Source organism: Rhodococcus sp. Q (assembly GCF_005503035.1).
Lineage (GTDB): Bacteria > Actinomycetota > Actinomycetes > Mycobacteriales > Mycobacteriaceae > Rhodococcus_G.
Map to the genome: position 1 here is coordinate 1 of NZ_SCOY01000020.1, position 15,962 is coordinate 15,962.

General features: G+C 70.5%; 17 protein-coding genes. 9 read left to right on the forward strand and 8 right to left on the reverse strand.

The window, feature by feature from the left end:
- Positions 1–72: 72 nt before the first annotated feature.
- Positions 73–804 carry a hypothetical protein gene (locus tag FFS72_RS17715; RefSeq protein WP_137875157.1) on the reverse strand — a complete coding sequence of 244 codons (732 nt, stop codon included), beginning with the start codon at positions 802–804 and terminating at the stop codon, positions 73–75.
- A 138-nt stretch (positions 805–942) separates the two neighbouring features.
- On the opposite strand from FFS72_RS17715, the gene FFS72_RS17720 reads away from it, so the two are divergent.
- The 5 genes from FFS72_RS17720 (at position 943) to FFS72_RS17740 (ending at position 5,392) form a co-directional block, all read left to right on the forward strand.
- The gene (locus tag FFS72_RS17720) at positions 943–1,710 is read left to right on the forward strand and encodes a DUF2470 domain-containing protein (RefSeq protein WP_050066905.1); all 768 of its coding nucleotides are present in this window, start codon (positions 943–945) and stop codon (positions 1,708–1,710) included.
- A gap of 36 nt (positions 1,711–1,746) precedes the next feature.
- Positions 1,747–2,559: a CPBP family intramembrane glutamic endopeptidase gene (locus FFS72_RS17725; protein WP_050066904.1), complete on the forward strand. Its 813-nt coding sequence runs from the start codon at positions 1,747–1,749 to the stop codon at positions 2,557–2,559.
- Between the two features lie 327 nt (positions 2,560–2,886).
- Positions 2,887–4,095: an LCP family protein gene (locus FFS72_RS17730; RefSeq protein WP_137875235.1), complete on the forward strand. Its 1,209-nt coding sequence runs from the start codon at positions 2,887–2,889 to the stop codon at positions 4,093–4,095.
- 65 nt (positions 4,096–4,160) lie between these two features.
- On the forward strand, positions 4,161–4,706 hold the full coding sequence (locus FFS72_RS17735; RefSeq protein WP_137875158.1) for a ferritin: 546 nt from the start codon (positions 4,161–4,163) through the stop codon (positions 4,704–4,706).
- 134 nt (positions 4,707–4,840) lie between these two features.
- Positions 4,841–5,392: a ferritin gene (locus FFS72_RS17740; RefSeq protein ID WP_137875159.1), complete on the forward strand. Its 552-nt coding sequence runs from the start codon at positions 4,841–4,843 to the stop codon at positions 5,390–5,392.
- Between the two features lie 35 nt (positions 5,393–5,427).
- Here the strand turns inward: FFS72_RS17740 and pdxR are convergent, their stop codons facing one another.
- Positions 5,428–6,813 (reverse strand): MocR-like pyridoxine biosynthesis transcription factor PdxR, encoded by a 1,386-nt coding sequence (pdxR, locus tag FFS72_RS17745; RefSeq protein WP_137875160.1) that lies wholly within the window; start codon positions 6,811–6,813, stop codon positions 5,428–5,430.
- Between the two features lie 49 nt (positions 6,814–6,862).
- On the opposite strand from pdxR, the gene FFS72_RS17750 reads away from it, so the two are divergent.
- On the forward strand, positions 6,863–7,321 hold the full coding sequence (locus FFS72_RS17750; RefSeq protein WP_137875161.1) for a carboxymuconolactone decarboxylase family protein: 459 nt from the start codon (positions 6,863–6,865) through the stop codon (positions 7,319–7,321).
- Between the two features lie 11 nt (positions 7,322–7,332).
- Here FFS72_RS17750 and FFS72_RS17755 read toward each other — a convergent pair whose 3' ends face one another.
- A complete protein-coding gene (locus FFS72_RS17755; protein ID WP_050066898.1) occupies positions 7,333–8,046 on the reverse strand; it encodes a FadR/GntR family transcriptional regulator in 714 nt (237 codons plus the stop codon).
- 46 nt (positions 8,047–8,092) lie between these two features.
- Positions 8,093–9,760, reverse strand: a complete 1,668-nt coding sequence (locus tag FFS72_RS17760; RefSeq protein WP_137875162.1) for an L-lactate permease — start codon at positions 9,758–9,760, stop codon at positions 8,093–8,095.
- A 154-nt stretch (positions 9,761–9,914) separates the two neighbouring features.
- Between FFS72_RS17760 and FFS72_RS17765 the strand changes: the two genes are divergently transcribed.
- The 3 genes from FFS72_RS17765 to FFS72_RS17775 are packed head-to-tail and all read left to right on the forward strand — an operon-like array spanning position 9,915 to position 12,801.
- Entirely contained in the window at positions 9,915–10,670 is a 756-nt protein-coding gene (locus FFS72_RS17765) for a (Fe-S)-binding protein (RefSeq protein WP_137875163.1), read from the forward strand.
- Positions 10,667–12,181 carry a LutB/LldF family L-lactate oxidation iron-sulfur protein gene (locus tag FFS72_RS17770; RefSeq protein ID WP_137875164.1) on the forward strand — a complete coding sequence of 505 codons (1,515 nt, stop codon included), beginning with the start codon at positions 10,667–10,669 and terminating at the stop codon, positions 12,179–12,181. The genes FFS72_RS17765 and FFS72_RS17770 overlap by 4 nt, the downstream gene beginning before the upstream one ends.
- A complete protein-coding gene (locus FFS72_RS17775) occupies positions 12,178–12,801 on the forward strand; it encodes a LutC/YkgG family protein (RefSeq protein ID WP_137875165.1) in 624 nt (207 codons plus the stop codon). Before FFS72_RS17770 ends, FFS72_RS17775 begins: the two co-directional genes overlap by 4 nt.
- A 62-nt stretch (positions 12,802–12,863) precedes the next feature.
- On the opposite strand, the gene FFS72_RS17780 is transcribed toward FFS72_RS17775, so the two are convergent.
- The 4 genes from FFS72_RS17780 to FFS72_RS17795 all read right to left on the reverse strand — a co-directional run bounded on the left by FFS72_RS17780 (position 12,864) and on the right by FFS72_RS17795 (position 15,845).
- The gene (locus tag FFS72_RS17780; RefSeq protein ID WP_137875166.1) at positions 12,864–13,775 is read right to left on the reverse strand and encodes a DUF5926 family protein; all 912 of its coding nucleotides are present in this window, start codon (positions 13,773–13,775) and stop codon (positions 12,864–12,866) included.
- 67 nt (positions 13,776–13,842) lie between these two features.
- Positions 13,843–14,601, reverse strand: coding sequence for a glycerophosphodiester phosphodiesterase (locus tag FFS72_RS17785; protein ID WP_050066988.1), 759 nt, complete (start codon positions 14,599–14,601; stop codon positions 13,843–13,845).
- Positions 14,598–15,500: a DUF4328 domain-containing protein gene (locus tag FFS72_RS17790; protein ID WP_137875167.1), complete on the reverse strand. Its 903-nt coding sequence runs from the start codon at positions 15,498–15,500 to the stop codon at positions 14,598–14,600. Before FFS72_RS17790 ends, FFS72_RS17785 begins: the two co-directional genes overlap by 4 nt.
- Entirely contained in the window at positions 15,501–15,845 is a 345-nt protein-coding gene (locus FFS72_RS17795) for a rhodanese-like domain-containing protein (protein ID WP_137875168.1), read from the reverse strand. It lies immediately after the preceding gene.
- Positions 15,846–15,962 lie beyond the last annotated feature (117 nt).

The window sequence follows — 15,962 nt, forward strand, 5'->3', positions numbered from 1 at the left end:
CCACGACCCCGCCCAGCCCGGCTGTCCGTCAGGTGGCGGCCGCCGGCCGCGCCAGGTCGACGGGCCGCAGGGTCAGCGGATGCCGATGTCGGCGGTGATTCCCAGCTCGCGGAGGTCGGCTGCGATGCCTGCGTCTGCCGGGACCGCGATCGCGACGAGGATCTCGCGGACCGCCTCGGCGGCCGCTGTCGTGAGCGCGGCGATCGGCGCGGGGTCGGCGGCGGCGAACGCGGCGGGGATGTCGTCGCCGCGCAGTGCCGCGACAGTGGCGGAGAGGATCGCGACGACCTCACCTGCGGTGGTCGCGTGGGCGACGAACCCGGCGTCGGAGTGCGCGAGGACGGCGAGGAAGTCGGCGACGTCGTCCGCAGCGAGACCGGCGGCGAGCACGGGCTGCGCACCCGCTGCGGCGATCCGTTCCGACGACTCGGCAGCCCAGCCGCGTCCCGCACCCGCGGGGTCGACGCGGACTGCGAGGCGCGCCGGGAGGGGGTGCGGGTCACCGTGAGCGAGGGCGACGGCGTCGTCGAGGTACTCGAACGGGCACTCCACCTCGATGCGCGTCAGTTCGGGGAGCGTCGCGGGCAGCGCGTCGGGGGCGATGTCGAGCCGCAGCCAGAGGGGTCCGTCGCTCGCGCCGATGCTGTCGATCGCGGACGCGGCGAGCAGCGGCGCGCCGAAGAGTGCGTCGCGACTGCGAGCGCGCACTGCCGCGGCGTCGGCGCAGGTCTCGGCGAGGAGCCCGGCGAAGGGCGGTTGCTGGTCGCGGGGGGCGGGAGGTTGCAGGTTGAGCAGGGTGGCCACCGGTCAACAGTAATCCGGCGCGGAACTCTTGCGCGCCTGGGTATGCATACCCTAACTTAGGCGTGGCTAACCTATCGTGACCGACATCGCACCTGGACGACCTCGAGCCGCAGGGGACCCGATTAGAAGGAGCACCACATGACCGCCGCCACCACGCTCGGCCCGACCACCGCCGAACGCGTCCGCACCGCCTGCGCACGCGCTCAGCAGGCGGTCCTCGCCGTCGACGGCATCGACCCGGTCACCGTGGCGGTCCACCACCTCCGCTCGTGCGGTGACGTCGTGCTCGCCGTCCCGTCCGACGTCGCGGTCACCGCGCTCGCCTGGCAAGCGGGGCGCGGCGGTCTCCCCGCCGTCCTCGAACTCACCGACAACGCGCCGCTCGTCCTGCGGGAGCGCGTCCGGTCCCTCGTGTGGCTGCGCGGCTCGCTGCACGCCGTGCCCGGCGAGGCATCCCGCGCCCTCGCCGCCGCGGTCGCCGCCGACCACCCGAATCCCGCGCTTCTCGACGTCGGGCACACGACGACCCTGCTGCGACTGGTCCTCGACTCCGCCGTCGTCGCCGACAGCCACGGCGCCGAGCCCGTCCCGCTCGACGACCTGCTGGACGCCGTCCCCGACCCGTTCTGGTCCGTGGAGGACTGCTGGCTCGAGCACCTCGAATCCGGTCACGGCGACCTGATCCACCAGCTGGCGCATCGACTTCCCGCGACCATGCGAGGCGGTCGCGTCCGCCCCCTCGGCCTCGACCGCTACGGCATCCGTCTCCGCGTGGAGTCGCCGACCGGCGACAGCGACGTCCGGCTCTCGTTCACCGAACCCGTCGAGGACGCCGCCGGCCTCAACCGGGCACTGCGCATCCTCGTCGGCTGCCCCTTCCTCAACGGGCTCCGCGCCCGGCACTGAGGCGCTGGGGCGCCGAAGGCGCCTATCGTGCGTGACGTGACCCGGCTCGACGACTGGCTGCGCCCGACGCCGCCCCCACAGACCGAACCGCCGCTCGACCGAGCGCAACGCCGCGCACTGTGGGTCGAGGTCACGATCGTTCTGCTCGTCACGTTCGGGCTCAGCGGACTGTCCGGGATCCTGTCGCTGATCGAGACGGCCCTGCAGCCCGGCCAGCTGTCCGACCAGTCGGTCGCGCTCAACGCTTCCCGCTCCACGTTCGGCTGGATCGACCTCGGACGCCAACTGCTCGGCATCGTCCGACTGTGCGCGTGGGCCGCCCTCGGCCTGTACCTGCTGTGGCGTAGCGGACTCGGCCCCGACCGCATCGGACTCGGACGGCACCCGCGGTGGCGCCGAGACCTGCTCCCCGGCGTCGGTCTGGCCGCGCTGATCGGGCTGCCCGGCCTCGCGCTCTACCTCGCCGCAACCGCGGTCGGAGCCAACCTGACAGTGGTCCCCAGCACTGTCGACGACCACTGGTGGCGGCTGCCCGCCCTCGTGCTGTGGGCACTCGCGAACTCCGCCGCCGAGGAGATCCTCGTCGTCGCGTACCTGATCTCGAGGCTGCGACGGCTCGGGTGGAGCGAGAACGCGTCCCTCGCCGCGTCGGCGCTGCTGCGCGGCAGCTACCACCTCTACCAGGGCCTCGGCGGCGGTCTCGGCAACGTCGTGATGGGGATCGTGTTCGGACGCTATTGGCAGCGGACCGGAAAACTGTGGCCCCTCGTCGTCGCGCACTGGCTCATCGACGCGGTCGCGTTCGTCGGCTACACACTGCTGCGCGGCCACGTGTCCTGGCTTCCCTGAGCGCAGCGGAGGTCGGCGACGCACCGGGCCGTGACCAGTACAGTTTCCGATGTGAACGACGACCGTCCCCGCAACCCCGACCCGCGCGACCGGGGTCGGGCGGCCGATCCTCGCCGGGGACAGTCCTGGGGCCCGCACGGCCCCGGTACGCCGCAGCAGCAGCCGCGCGGCAACGTTCCGCCGCCGCCACCACACGGCCATGTCCCCCCGCCGCAACGCGGCAATATCGCCCCGCCGCGTCGCGGCAACGTCCCCCCGCCGCGCTATCCGGCGCCCACACCCGCGTATCGGCAGCAGCCTGGACCACCACCCGGCGAGGGCACCCAGGTGATCCGCCGCGACGGCAGGCCCGCGGCGCCGCGCGCGTGGTCGGAGGAACCGGTCGCGCCACGTCCGGCCACGCCCGGACCGGGTGGACCCGGCCCGCAGTCACGGTCGGAGTACGCGCCGACGCAGACGCCTCAGCCGTACGTCGACCCACAGCGCCGCAGGCCGCCGCCACCGGCGTCGCCGCCGCCCCCGCCGCCGCGGAGCGGACGCCCCGGTACCGAGCCTCCCGCGAACCCTCCGCGTCCGTCGCGGCGGCGACGGCACTGGGGCAGGCGGATCGGGTTGATCCCGCTGGTGCTCGTGATCCTCATGGTCGTCTCCGTCGTCTACCTCGACCGGTCGCTGAACCGCATCGACGCGCTCGCCGACTACCCGGGCCGGATCGCGGACACCCCGGGAACGAACTGGCTGCTCGTCGGGTCGGACAGCCGCGAGGGTCTGACCGCCGAGCAGGACCAGGAATTGTCCGCGGGTGGCGACATCGCGGGCAAGCGCACGGACACGATCATCGTCATCCACGTCCCGAAGAGCGGTGCCGCGACGATGGTGTCGATTCCTCGTGACTCGTACGTGAACATCCCCGGTTGGGGCGAGGACAAGATCAACGCGTCCTTCGCGATCGACGGCGGCGGCCCGCAACTGCTGGTGCGCACCGTCGAGGAGGCCACCGGGTTGCGGATGGACCACTACGCGGAGATCGGGTTCGGGGGATTCGCGGGCATCGTCGACGCCATCGGCGGCGTCAATCTGTGTGTGCCGTACCCGATCGACGATCCGCTCGCCGGTATCAATCTGCAGCCGGGTTGCCAGGATCTGACGGGCGCGGAGGCGCTCGGGTTCGTCCGCACGCGTGCGACGCCACTCGCCGACCTGGACCGGATGAACAACCAGCGTCTGTTCATGGCGGCCTTGCTGGACAAGGCGACAAGCCTCGGCACGATGCTCAACCCGTTCCGGTTGTGGTCGCTGGTCACCGACACTGCGGGCTCGCTGCTGGTCGACGACGGCGACCACCTGTGGAACCTGGCGTCGCTGGCGTGGGCGATGCGCGGCGACCTGGTCACCACGACAGTGCCGGTCGGCGGGTTCGAGGACGTCTCCGGGTCGGGCAATGTCCTGCTGTGGGATCAGGAGAAGGCGTCCCGGTTCTTCGAGGCCCTCGCGAACGACGAACCGGTGCCCGCGGACCTGATCGCGGCCAACTGATCGCGGCGCTGCCCGCTGTGTGGCTGCTCCCCCGGCGTACCCGGCCGCGGCGGTACTCTCCGCGCATGGCCGAGTCCCGTGAGCGCAGCGACTTCCACACCCTCCTGCACGCGCAGATCCGTAGCGAGTTCACCGCGTCGCAGCAGTACATCGCGGTCGCGGTCTTCTTCGACGGGCAAGACCTTCCGCAGCTCGCGCGGCGCTTCTATTCGCAGGCCGACGAGGAACGCACCCACGCGATGATGATGGTCCAGTACCTGCTCGACAACGACCTCACGGTGACCATTCCCGGTGTCGACGAGGTCGTCACCGCGTTCGCATCCGTCCGCGAGCCGGTGGAACTCGCTCTGCGACAGGAGCAGACGGTGACGGACCAGATCACGATGCTGGCGCGCACGGCCCGGGACACCGGCGACTATCTCGGCGAGCAGTTCATGCAGTGGTTCCTCAAGGAGCAGGTGGAGGAGGTCGCGTCCATGACGACCCTCCTGGCGATCGTGGACCGCGCCGACGGGAACCTGTTCAACGTCGAGGATTTCGTGGCGCGGGAGATGAAAGCGGCCGCGGGAGCCGACCCGTCGGCCCCTCCCGCGGCGGGTGGTTCCGTCTGAGATCCCCCAGTTCGGAAGGGTTCTCGCGCCGCCCACCCTGCCCGCGGGGAAGGGTCGACTCAGTTAGGAAACACTGCCCTCAATAAGGCTGCACTTGGATGCGCAACGCCCTGACCAGCACTATTGTCGTGCCCATGAGCCAGCCGGATGACGCGAACGACACCAAGTTTCACGCCCTCCTCCACGATCAGATCCGTCACGAGTTCACCGCGTCGCACCAGTACGTCGCGATCGCCGTCCACTTCGCGGGCACCGATCTGCCGCAGCTGGCGAAGTACTTCTTCGCGCAGTCCGTCGAGGAACGCAACCACGCGATGATGATCGTCCAGTACTTCCTCGACCGTGATCTTCCGGTCGAGCTCAGCGGCGTCGACCCGGTCAGGTCGCAGTTCGAGGACCACCGCGAACCGATCGCGCTGGCACTCGCGCAGGAGCGCACCGTCACCGAGCAGATCGTCGCGCTCGCGGGCACCGCGCGACAGGAGGGCGACTACCTCGGCGAGCAGTTCATGCAGTGGTTCCTCAAGGAGCAGGTCGAGGAAGTGGCCACCATGAACACCCTCCTCGCGGTCGCGAACCGGGCGGGCACCAACCTGTTCGACCTCGAGAACTTCGTGGCCCGCGAGATGAACAGTGCTGCAGGCGAATCCGTCGGGGCACCGCCCGCGGCGGGCGGAGCACTGTAGGACGCCCCAACCCTCCGTAGGCGCACCACTGTGCGTCAGCGCGTCAGGACCCGGCACAGTGCGTCCAGGGCGCCGGCGAACGCATGCTCGGGCGGGGCGCCGTAGCCGACGACCACACCCTCGCGCCACGCGTCCGTGCTGTCGGGGTGCCGGAACACCGACAGCGCACCGAGCGCGAGGCCCTCGTCGGCTGCGGCGGCCAGGACCGGCCGCTCGTGGCCCGGCGGCACCTCGACGACGGCGTGCAGGCCCGCCGCGATGCCGGACACCCGCACGTGCGGTACCCGCTCGGCGAGGGTCGTCACCAATTGGTCTCGGCGCCTGCGATACCGCGTCCGCATCAGCCGGATCTGGCGGTCGTAGCCGCCGCGCGTCACGAAATCAGCCAGCGTGAGCTGGTCCGGCACGCTCACCCAGCGCTCCCAGATGCCCTTGGCGGTGAGCACCGGGTCGACCAGGCCGTCGGGCAGCACCATCCAGCCCAGTCGCAGTGCCGGGGACAGGCTCTTGCTCACCGAGCCGAGGTACGCGACCCGGTCGGGTTCGAGATCCTGCATCGCACCGACGGGCTGTCGGTCGTAGCGAAACTCTCCGTCGTAGTCGTCCTCGAGGAGGATCGCACCGGTGTCGCGCGCCCAGTCCACCACCGCGGCACGGCGTTCCGGATGAAGCGGCCCCCCGATGGGGAACTGGTGCGCGGGCGTGAGCAGTGCGCCCGTGACGGTGACCGACGCGAGCGCGGCCACCCTCGCTCCGTCCTCGTCGACGGGGATCGGCACGGTCCGCACACCCGCCGCCGCGAGCTGGTCTCGGTGCACGTGCAGGCCGTACGACTCGACCGCGATCGGCCCGCCGAGCACCGATCCGAGCAGCGAGACCGCGTGCGCCGTGCCCGCGCAGACCACGATGCGGTCCGGGTCGGCACGAACACCGCGGGCGCGGGACAGATAGTCCGCCAGTGCTTTTCGCAGCTCCGGACGGCCCCGAGGGTCGCCCGGGCCGAAGGCGTCGCTCGGCGCCTCGGTCAGCGCGCGGCGGGTGGACGCGAGCCAGGCGGCACGGGGGAAGGACGCGGCGTCCGGCGACCCGGGCATCAGGTTGTGGACGGGCCGCGGCGGCGGGGTCGGCCGCGTCGGTCGTCCGATCGTCGCGACCGCGGCGCGCGCAGCCACCCGGGTTCCGGACCCCTGCCGGGCAGTGAGCCATCCCTCGGCGACCAGTTCCGCGTAGGCGTCGGCCACCGTGTTGCGGGCGACCCCGAGGTCCGTGGCCAGCGTTCGGGACGGAGGAAGGAGCACCCCCGGGGGGAGCCGGCCGGAGCGCACGTCCTCGCGGAGCGCGGCAGCCAGCGCCGCGCGCACCCCGGACCTGCCACGAAGGTCCAGGTGCAGATCCAACCCGAGATTGGCCCACGATGTCACTGCTCGATTGAACCATTTGCAGGGACCATTCGCGTCCTACGGTTGAACCATGACGACAACCGAGACCGCACGACGTGTCAATCTGTTCGACGCCGCTCCCGAGGTCTACAAGGCGATGGTCGCCCTCGACGCCGCCGCGAGGAAGGGCCTCGACCCCACCCTGGTCGAGCTGGTGCTCACCCGCGCCTCACAGATCAACCACTGTGCCTTCTGCCTCGACATGCACACCCGTGACGCCCGCGCGGCCGGCATCAGCGAACAGAAGCTCTACCTGCTCAGCGCCTGGGAGGAGGCAACCGGGCTCTACTCGGACCGCGAGCGCGCTGCCCTGGCACTCACCGAGTCCGTCACGGTGCTGACCGACGGATTCGTCCCCGACGAGGTGTACGACCGGGCGGCCGAGCAGTTCGACGACCAGGAGCTCGCACAGCTGATCAGCGTCATCCTCACCATCAACGCCTGGAACCGGATCGCGGTGAGTACCCGCCGCGTCCCGACCGTCCGCTGAGGTCCGGCGCGTCAGTGTCCGAGGCCCTCGTAGTAGCCCCGGATGTGGTCGAGGATCCGGCGCTCGGCCAGGTCCGGGTCGCCGTCCTCCACCGCCGACACCAGCCCCCGGTGCTCGTGCCGCAGGCGGGTGCAGGTGGTCGGCCAGGCCGCGACGTCCACGCCACCGACGACATAGGCCTCGATGGATTCGCGTAGGCCAGCCATCATCGCCGCGACCACCTGGTTTCCCGCCGCGTCGGCCAGCGCCACGTGGAACTGCGAGTCGAGGATCAGGAACTCCGTCTCACTCAGCGCCGCGTCGTCCATCGCGTCGAGCAGCTCGACGGCCGTCGCGAGGTCCGGTGCCGGACGTCGTGCCGCGAGCGTGCGCATCACCTCCGTCTCGAGCACGAGCCGGGTCTGTACCACGTCGGACACCGGAAACCCCTGTGCCGCAACCTGCATGCGCAGGAGCATCGACATGCCACCGGTGGGGCGGCTGACGATCATCGCGCCCGCGCTCGGCCCCGACCCGGTCTGCGCCCGCAGCAGGCCGAGCGCCTCCATCACCCGGAGTGCTTCACGGACCGAGGATCGGCCGACTCCCAGGTTCGCCGCCAGGACGCGTTCGCCGGGCAGCCGCTGACCGGGCGTCACCTCGCCCGACAGGAGCATCTGCTCCAGCCGTGCCAGCACCTGCTCCCATGCGCGGGAGCCGGGCTGCGGAGACGAGGATTCGGGCATGGCATGCGAGCCTAGGCGGTGGCACTCGTCGGGCGGTCGGCCACGGTCACGGCAGCATCCACTCGAGCACCGGTGTCGACTGCAGGAACACCAGGACGCACAGGACGAACAGCATCCCGAGGCTGTAGCCGATCACCTTGCGCAGCAGGACCGGCTCACTGCCCGCCTGCCCGACCGCGGTCGCCGCGATGGTCAGATTCTGCGGGCTGACGAGTTTGCCGACGACGCCACCGGACGTGTTCGCCGCGACCAGCAGTGTCGGGTCGATGCCCGCGGCCTGTCCCGCGGTCTGCTGCAGCTTGGCGAACAGGGCGTTCGCGGAGGTGTCCGACCCGGTGACGGCGGTGCCCAGCCAGCCGAGGATCGGCGAGAAGAACGCGAAGATGGCGCCGGTGCCTGCGAGCCAGGTACCGATCGCGACGGTCTGACCGGACTGGTTCATGACGTAGCTCAGACCGAGCACGGTCGCGACGGTGGCGATCGGCAGCCGCATCTTGACGAGGGTGTGACCGAAGGTGGTCGCCGCCATGCCGAACGTCATCGGGAACCGTCCACCGCTGGAGACGAGTGTGTACACGGCGGTGACGACGAGACCGCTGATGAGCAGCAGCGTGCCCGGATTCGAGAGCCAGGAGAAGGTGTAGACCGCGCTCGATGCGGGGTCGCCGCTGCCGGTGAGGAGGTTGCCGTACAGGCCGGGCCATTCGATCTTCCGGTCGGTCGTGGCCAGCCAGGCCGGCACGTCGAACCCGACCGTCCACAGTTTCGCGACGCCGAACACCACGACGACCAGCAGGTATGGGAAGAGGGCCAGCAGCACTCGGGACGCGCCGAGCGGTTCCGGTTCGACATGGGAGCGCTGGTCGTCGGGGGTGGCGGGCGACCAGAACCGGAGCATCGCCACGGCCGCCGCGAGGCCGGCGAGCGAGGCGACGACGTCGGTGAGTTCGTACGAGAAATGGCTCGAGCACCAGAACTGCGCGAACGCGAACACCGCGCCCGTGACGAGAGCGATCGGCCAGACCTGACGCAGTCCGCGCCTGCCGTCGACGAGGAAGAGCAGCAGCAACGGGACGAACAGCGCGAGGATCGGCGTCTGCCTACCGACCACGGCGGCGATCTCGGTCGCGGGTATGCCGGTCAGGTTTCCTGCGGTCGTGATCGGAATCGCCATGGCGCCGAAGGCAACCGGCGCGGTGTTCGCGACGAGGACGGTGACCGCCGCACGGATCGGCGGCATCCCGATCGCGATCAACATGGCGCCGGTGATCGCGACGGGGGCACCGAATCCGGCAAGCGCTTCGAGCATGCCGCCGAAGCAGAACGCGATCAGCATCGCCTGCACGCGCATGTCGCCGCGGCCGATGGAGCTGAACACCCGCCGCAGATCCTCGAAGCGGCCGCTGACGACTGTGAGTTCGTAGAACCAGATCGCGGTGACGACGATCCACATCACCGGGAAGAGTCCGAAGGCGATGCCCTGCAGTGCCGACAGCGCAGTCAGCGAGACGGGCATCGAGAACCCGACGATCGCGACCACCACAGCAACGGCGAGCGCGCCGAGACCGGCGTACCAGGCCTTGAGCTTGAGGCCGGCGAGCAGGACGAAGAACGTCACCAGCGGGGTCAGGCCGACGAGCGCCGTCAGGGTGAGGTTGTGCGCGACGGCATCGGTGGCGGGGGTGAACGTCTCCGCCAGTAGGTCGGTTGCCACGGGAACTCCTGGGGGTGTGTGGTCAGACCACAGCAACGTACACCATGACCCACGTCACAATCGAGCCCTGAGCGCAGGGGAGGCCGATTGTTGCGGAAACGCGCTGACCGTGGCTTACTGTGGTCTGACCACAAACAACTATTGCGGAGATCACATGCGAATCGCGCTGTTCGCCACCTGCCTCGGGGACACCCTGTTTCCCGACGCCGCGAAATCCACCGCGCTCCTGCTCACCCGCCTCGGCCACGACGTCGTGTTCCCGCCCGGCCAGACCTGCTGCGGGCAGATGCACGTCAACACGGGCTACCAGCCGGACGCCCTCCCCCTGGTCGAGAACTACGCCGACGAGTTCGGTGACGCGTCGTACGACGTCGTGGTCGCGCCGTCCGGATCCTGCGTCGGCTCCATCCGCCACCAGCACGAGATCGTCGCCGACCGCTACGGCACCACCGCGCTGCGCGAGCGCGTGCAGACGGCGGCGGCCAAGACCTACGAGCTGTCCGAACTGCTCGTCGACGTCCTCGGCGTCACCGACGTCGGCGCCTGGTTCCCGCACCGGGTCACCTACCACCCCACCTGCCACTCGCTGCGGATGCTCCGCGTCGGCGACAAGCCCCTCCAACTGCTGCGCGCCGTCCGCGACATCGACCTCGTCGAACTACACGACGCCGACTCCTGCTGCGGGTTCGGCGGCACTTTCGCCATCAAGAACGCCGAGACGTCCACCGCGATGCTCGCCGACAAGATCCGCAACGTCGCCGACACCGAAGCCGAATCCCTGTGCGCCAGCGACTCGTCCTGCCTCATGCACATCGGCGGTGGCATGTCCCGACTGCAGATGGGAACGCGCACCGTCCATCTCGCCGAGATCCTGGTCTCGACCGAACCCGCGGAGGTGGCGCCGCGATGACCACCGTCCCGCTCGGACTCCCCGCCGTCCCGCCCCGCGCCCCGCAGGGCGTCGGGTTCCTGCGCGGCACCGAAAAGTTCCCGAAGGCCGCGCACCACGAACTCGCCAACGCCCAGCTGCGACGCAACATCGGCAAGGCCACCCACACGATCCGCGCCAAGCGTCTGCACGTGACCGGCGAACTCCCCGACTGGGAACTGCTGCGCGACAGCGGGTCCGCGATCAAGACCGACGTCATGAACCGGCTGCCGGAACTGCTCGAACAGCTCGAGGCCGCGGTCACCGCACGCGGCGGAGTCGTCCATTGGGCTGCGGACGCGAACGAGGCCAACGCCATCGTCACCGACCTGATCCGGGCCACCGGGTCCGACGAGGTCATCAAGGTCAAGTCGATGGCCACCCAGGAGATCGAACTCAACGAGCACCTCGAATCCCAGGGCATCACGGCCTACGAGACGGACCTCGCCGAGCTGATCGTTCAACTCGGACACGACAAGCCGTCGCACATCCTGGTCCCCGCGATCCACCGCAACCGGTCGGAGATCCGGGAGATCTTCCTGCGCGAGATGGCAGGCGTCGACCCCGACCTCGACTCCGAGCCCGCACACCTCGCCGCCGCGGCACGCAAGTTCCTGCGGCACAAGTTCATGACGGTCCCGGTCGCGGTGTCAGGGGCGAACTTCGGGATCGCCGAGACGGGAACGCTCGGCGTCGTCGAGTCCGAGGGCAACGGCCGCATGTGCCTGACGATCCCGCAGACGCTCATCACGGTCATGGGGATCGAGAAGGTGCTCCCCCGGTTCGCGGACCTCGAGGTGTTCCTGCAATTGCTGCCGCGCTCCTCGACGGGTGAGCGGATGAATCCGTACACGTCGATGTGGACGGGTGTCACCCCCGGCGACGGGCCACAGTCGTTCCACCTGGTCCTGCTCGACAACGGGCGCACCGCCGCCCTCGCCGACGAGATCGGACGCCAAGCGCTGCACTGCATCCGCTGCTCCGCCTGCCTGAACGTGTGCCCCGTGTACGAGCGCACCGGCGGGCACGCCTACGGATCCACGTATCCCGGCCCGATTGGCGCGGTCCTCACCCCGCAACTCGCCGGGATGGACGCCCCCGACGACCCGAACGCCACGCTGCCGTTCGCATCGAGCCTGTGCGGCGCCTGCTTCGACGCGTGCCCCGTCAAGATCGACATCCCGTCACTGCTCGTCGAGCTGCGCCACCAGAAGGTGGAGAACGCCGGATTCTCGGCGGAGAAGGTCGCCATGAAGGCGGCGTCGGTGGCGATGAGTTCGGCGCGGCGATTCACGTTGGCGCAGAAGGCCGCCGGACTCGGCAGGCTCGCCGCGGGACGCAAGGGGAAGATCTCGACGCTCCCGCCTCCACTGAACGGGTGGACCGCCGCCCGCGACATCCCCGCGCCGCCGAAGCAGACGTTCCGGCAGTGGTGGGACTCGCCAGAAGGGCGGGCGGAAGTGGACCGGGCACGGGAAGAGGGACGGAAATGAGCTCGCGGGAGACGATCCTGTCGCGGATCCGGGACGCGCAGACCCTGGCTCCACCTGTGCCGCAGCAGATTCCACGCGACTACCGGACCGGTCGGACGATGCCGGACGACGAGCGGATCGAACTGCTCGTGGACCGGCTCGTCGACTACAAGGCGCACGTCCATCGGTGCGATCCCACAACGCTCGCCGAGACCCTCACCCGGGTACTCGACGACCTCGGCGCGCGCCGCGTGGGAGTGCCTGCAGGACTGGACGAGTCGTGGCTCGGCGGCTTCGACGGCGACGTCGTCGTCGACTCGGCCGACGTACCGGCACCGCAGCTGTCGGAATTGGACGCGGTCGTGACGTCGTCCACCGTCACCTGCGCGGAGACCGGCACCATCTTCCTCGACGGGAGTCCCGACCAGGGCCGCCGAGCGCTGACGCTCGTCCCCGACGTCCACGTGTGCGTGGTGTCGGTCGAGTCGATCGAGGTCGGGGTACCGGAGTCGTTGTCACGGCTGGTGCCGGAGAGACCGACGACGATGATCAGCGGACCGTCCGCGACGTCGGACATCGAACTCGAGCGCGTCGAGGGCGTCCACGGCCCCCGCAACCTGCACGTCGTCGTCGTGCGCTGACCCGCCCGTGAGTCCCGGTGGCCCGCAGTCGGACCCCAGGGACTCACGGACGGCGGAGCCGCTTAACGCAGGGTGATCTGGCGACCGCGCAGGCCGTCGCGGGCGCGCCGCTCGTCGGAGGTCAGCGGGGCGTCGACGGCGAGCGCCTGCGCGAGGCGGTCGCCCAGCTCGGCGGTCGCAGCGGCCCACTCCTGCGCGTGCTTCTCGGGGTCCAGGTCGAACACCGGCACCAGCAGGCCGTGGGCGCGGAACGAGCCCGCGTACCGGGAGCCCTCACCGAGGTGCAGGCCACCGGACGCGTGCACCCGCGCCAGCGCCAGCATCAGCGCGTCCTCGTCCTCGGGACGCACCCAGCGCAGGTGAGCCTTCTCCCCCGCGTCGACCCACCACGCCGCGACGACGCCGTCGGCCTCGAGTCGCGCGGACGGCATGATCACCGAGTTGGCCTGCTCGACCGTCGCCGCGACCTCAGGCGCCGGGGTGACGCCCTCCGGAATCCACCAGTTGAAATCCTGGTACACGGTGATGTCGAGGGCAGCGTTCGGGTCGACCACGTCCGCGATACGCGGACCGTCGGAAGTCGGGTTCGCCGACGTCAGCGACTCACCGGGGGCCGCCGTGGTCGCCCACGTCGCGGCCGCCGCGAGATCCGCGCCCAGGTCGGGCGACTGGACCTGCACCTGCAGGCCCACGAAACCGGTCGGGGTGTCCTCGTCACGCACCAGTGCTGCGACCGCGCCGGGCAGCACCGTCGCGACCGTCACGGCGCGCTCGCCCGACGTCACGGGCAGCGGCGCCGTCGCGGACGGGACGAACTCGCGCAGCGCGATCAGATCGCACTCGGCCGCGAGGCCCTCGAATGGACGCGGCACCGCGGTCGACGCGGCCGCCTCCTGCGCTGCGCGCCGCTCGGCCAGCTTCGCGGCGCGGTTGCTGTCGGGCTTCGGACCACTGTTTCTTTTGCTCTTACCCACGTCGGGAAACCTACACTCCCCGACCTGCCGCGAGGCAGCGCTCAGCACTGTCCGCGCCGAGGCGACGTCAGCGGCCCAACCACTCCCGGGTCCGCCCCGGATGGTTGGTGGCCACCCACCCGACCCCGAGGTCGCGGCACAACTCGACGTCGCTGCGGTCGTCCACCGTCCAGCAGTAGGTGGCCCGTCCCGCCGCGGCCGCCCGATCGACGATCTCCGGGTGCTCGCGCAGCGACTTGATCGACGGGCCCACCGCGGTCGCGCCGACCGTCGTCGCGGCGCCGCCACCGAGATAGCGCGACGACTCCCCCAGCAGGACAGTCGGCAGCAGCGGGGCCGAACGGCGGATCCGCCACACCGCTCCCGCCGAGAACGACATGACGACCGCGCGGGAATGGGTCGCGGACGGTGGTGCGGCCAGCCCGAATCGGGCCAGCTCCGCGAGGACCTTGCTCTCGACGAGGCCACCGAACCGCACCGGGTGCTTCGTCTCGATGAACAGTTTCGTCGGCCGTGAGGTGTGGTCGAGCACGAGGGTGATCAGCTCGGCGAGGGTCAACACCGGCTCGCCGTTGCCACCGAACTCCAGCTCCGACAGGTTCCCGAGGGTCATCTCGCTGACCACTCCCGTCCCCGTCGAGGTGCGGTCGACGGTGCGGTCGTGGACACACACCAGATGCCCGTCGCGCGTCAGCCGCACATCGCACTCGAGTCCGTCCGCACCCTCCTTCAGGGCGAGTTCGTAGGCGGCGAGCGTGTGCTCGGGCAGTGCGGCGGACGCGCCCCGGTGCGCGACGACGAGCGGGCCCCTGCGGTCCGGACTCACGCGACCACCCACCGGGTCCGGGACCGCGGCCGGCCACCGAGGTCGAGGCCGTCGACGCGGCGCGTCACCATGAGCGTCAGCACCGCCACCGCCGCCGCGACCAGGTTCATCAGGACCGCGAAGAGGACCCCGTTGGCGCGGGCCTGCAGGGAGTCGTGGGAACGCCACACGAGGCTCACCACGAGCATCACGCCGCTGATCGCCCACGTCGCCCACCACACCCGCACCAGCGACCGGATCCGGTCGTCCGCGGCGGCGAGCTCGGTCAGGAACACCCCGGGCCAGACCAAATTCACCACCGGAACCAGGCATCCGAATGCGACGACCGCCGCGGAGCGGGGATCGTCCCGACCCACCGCCTCCCACGCAGCGCGCCGGGCACCGAGCAGCCACGCCACCGACGCGGATGCGGCAGCGAACGCGACCATCGGCGCCATCACACCCATCGTGAACACCAGTGCGTCGGAGACGGCGAGCAGTGTTGGCGAGACGAGGGCGGTGCGGTTGTACAGCAGCACGGCATACCGGAGCAGTTCGGCGACGGCGGCCAGCACGAACAACGCGGCCGTGGCGCCCAGCAGGGTCGGCGCGACCTCGGCGAGCCGCTCGGTGCGTGTCTGGAGGGTCGGGGCGTCGGCCTGCCTCGGGTCCGTCAAACCCCAGCGCGGAGTCTCTCGGTAGGTGGGCGTCCGGTCGTCGGCGACGCCGCGAGGTGCGTCCGGCAGCGACGAGGCACCGGGTCGACGCGCGACCCACCGGAAGTTCCGGCCTTCACGTGGCTCGACGCGGCCGGGACGGATCGGGGACATCAGCGCGCCGCGGCACCCGGGACACCAGCGGGCGGGCGCACCGACGACGGGCCAACGATTGGCGCAACGAACGCAGACCTGGACGCTCATCTAGTAGATCTTCGCCGCCCTGCCGTCGTCCGCAACCAGGGGACGACCGGATTTCTGCCAGGCGACCATGCCGCCCGCGACGTTGACCGCGTCGAATCCGTTCTGATTCAGGTACGGGACCACGCGCATCGAGCGGCCACCGGACCGGCACACGACGTATACGACGGCGTCGATGTCGATGTCGTCCATCCGGGCGGGGACGTCGTTCATCGCGATGTGCAGGGCGTCGGGGGCGTGTCCGTCCGCCCATTCGTCGTCCTCGCGGATGTCGAGAAGGACGGCATCCGTGTACGGCGGCGCGGGAACCTCCGACACCGCGGCGGTGGGAACGTCAGCGAAGCTCACGCCTCGATACTGTCACGTTCTGCACAGGCTCGGCATTCGAGTTCCCGGTTCGGTCCCCAGGTGTGAATTCCACAGACCGTGGATCACTGTGGACGGGTTTCCACAGGCCATCCGGCG

What these genes read in the sequence shown, in the direction of transcription:
- FFS72_RS17770 (WP_137875164.1), top strand. Translation starts at nt 10,667, where the DNA reads ATGACCACCGTCCCGCTCGGACTCCCCGCCGTCCCGCCCCGCGCCCCG.
- FFS72_RS17750 (WP_137875161.1), top strand. Translation starts at nt 6,863, where the DNA reads ATGACGACAACCGAGACCGCACGACGTGTCAATCTGTTCGACGCCGCT.
- FFS72_RS17735 (WP_137875158.1), top strand. Translation starts at nt 4,161, where the DNA reads ATGGCCGAGTCCCGTGAGCGCAGCGACTTCCACACCCTCCTGCACGCG.
- FFS72_RS17775 (WP_137875165.1), top strand. Translation starts at nt 12,178, where the DNA reads ATGAGCTCGCGGGAGACGATCCTGTCGCGGATCCGGGACGCGCAGACC.
- FFS72_RS17740 (WP_137875159.1), top strand. Translation starts at nt 4,841, where the DNA reads ATGAGCCAGCCGGATGACGCGAACGACACCAAGTTTCACGCCCTCCTC.
- FFS72_RS17765 (WP_137875163.1), top strand. Translation starts at nt 9,915, where the DNA reads ATGCGAATCGCGCTGTTCGCCACCTGCCTCGGGGACACCCTGTTTCCC.
- FFS72_RS17790 (WP_137875167.1), bottom strand. Translation starts at nt 15,500, where the DNA reads ATGAGCGTCCAGGTCTGCGTTCGTTGCGCCAATCGTTGGCCCGTCGTC.
- FFS72_RS17720 (WP_050066905.1), top strand. Translation starts at nt 943, where the DNA reads ATGACCGCCGCCACCACGCTCGGCCCGACCACCGCCGAACGCGTCCGC.
- FFS72_RS17755 (WP_050066898.1), bottom strand. Translation starts at nt 8,046, where the DNA reads ATGCCCGAATCCTCGTCTCCGCAGCCCGGCTCCCGCGCATGGGAGCAG.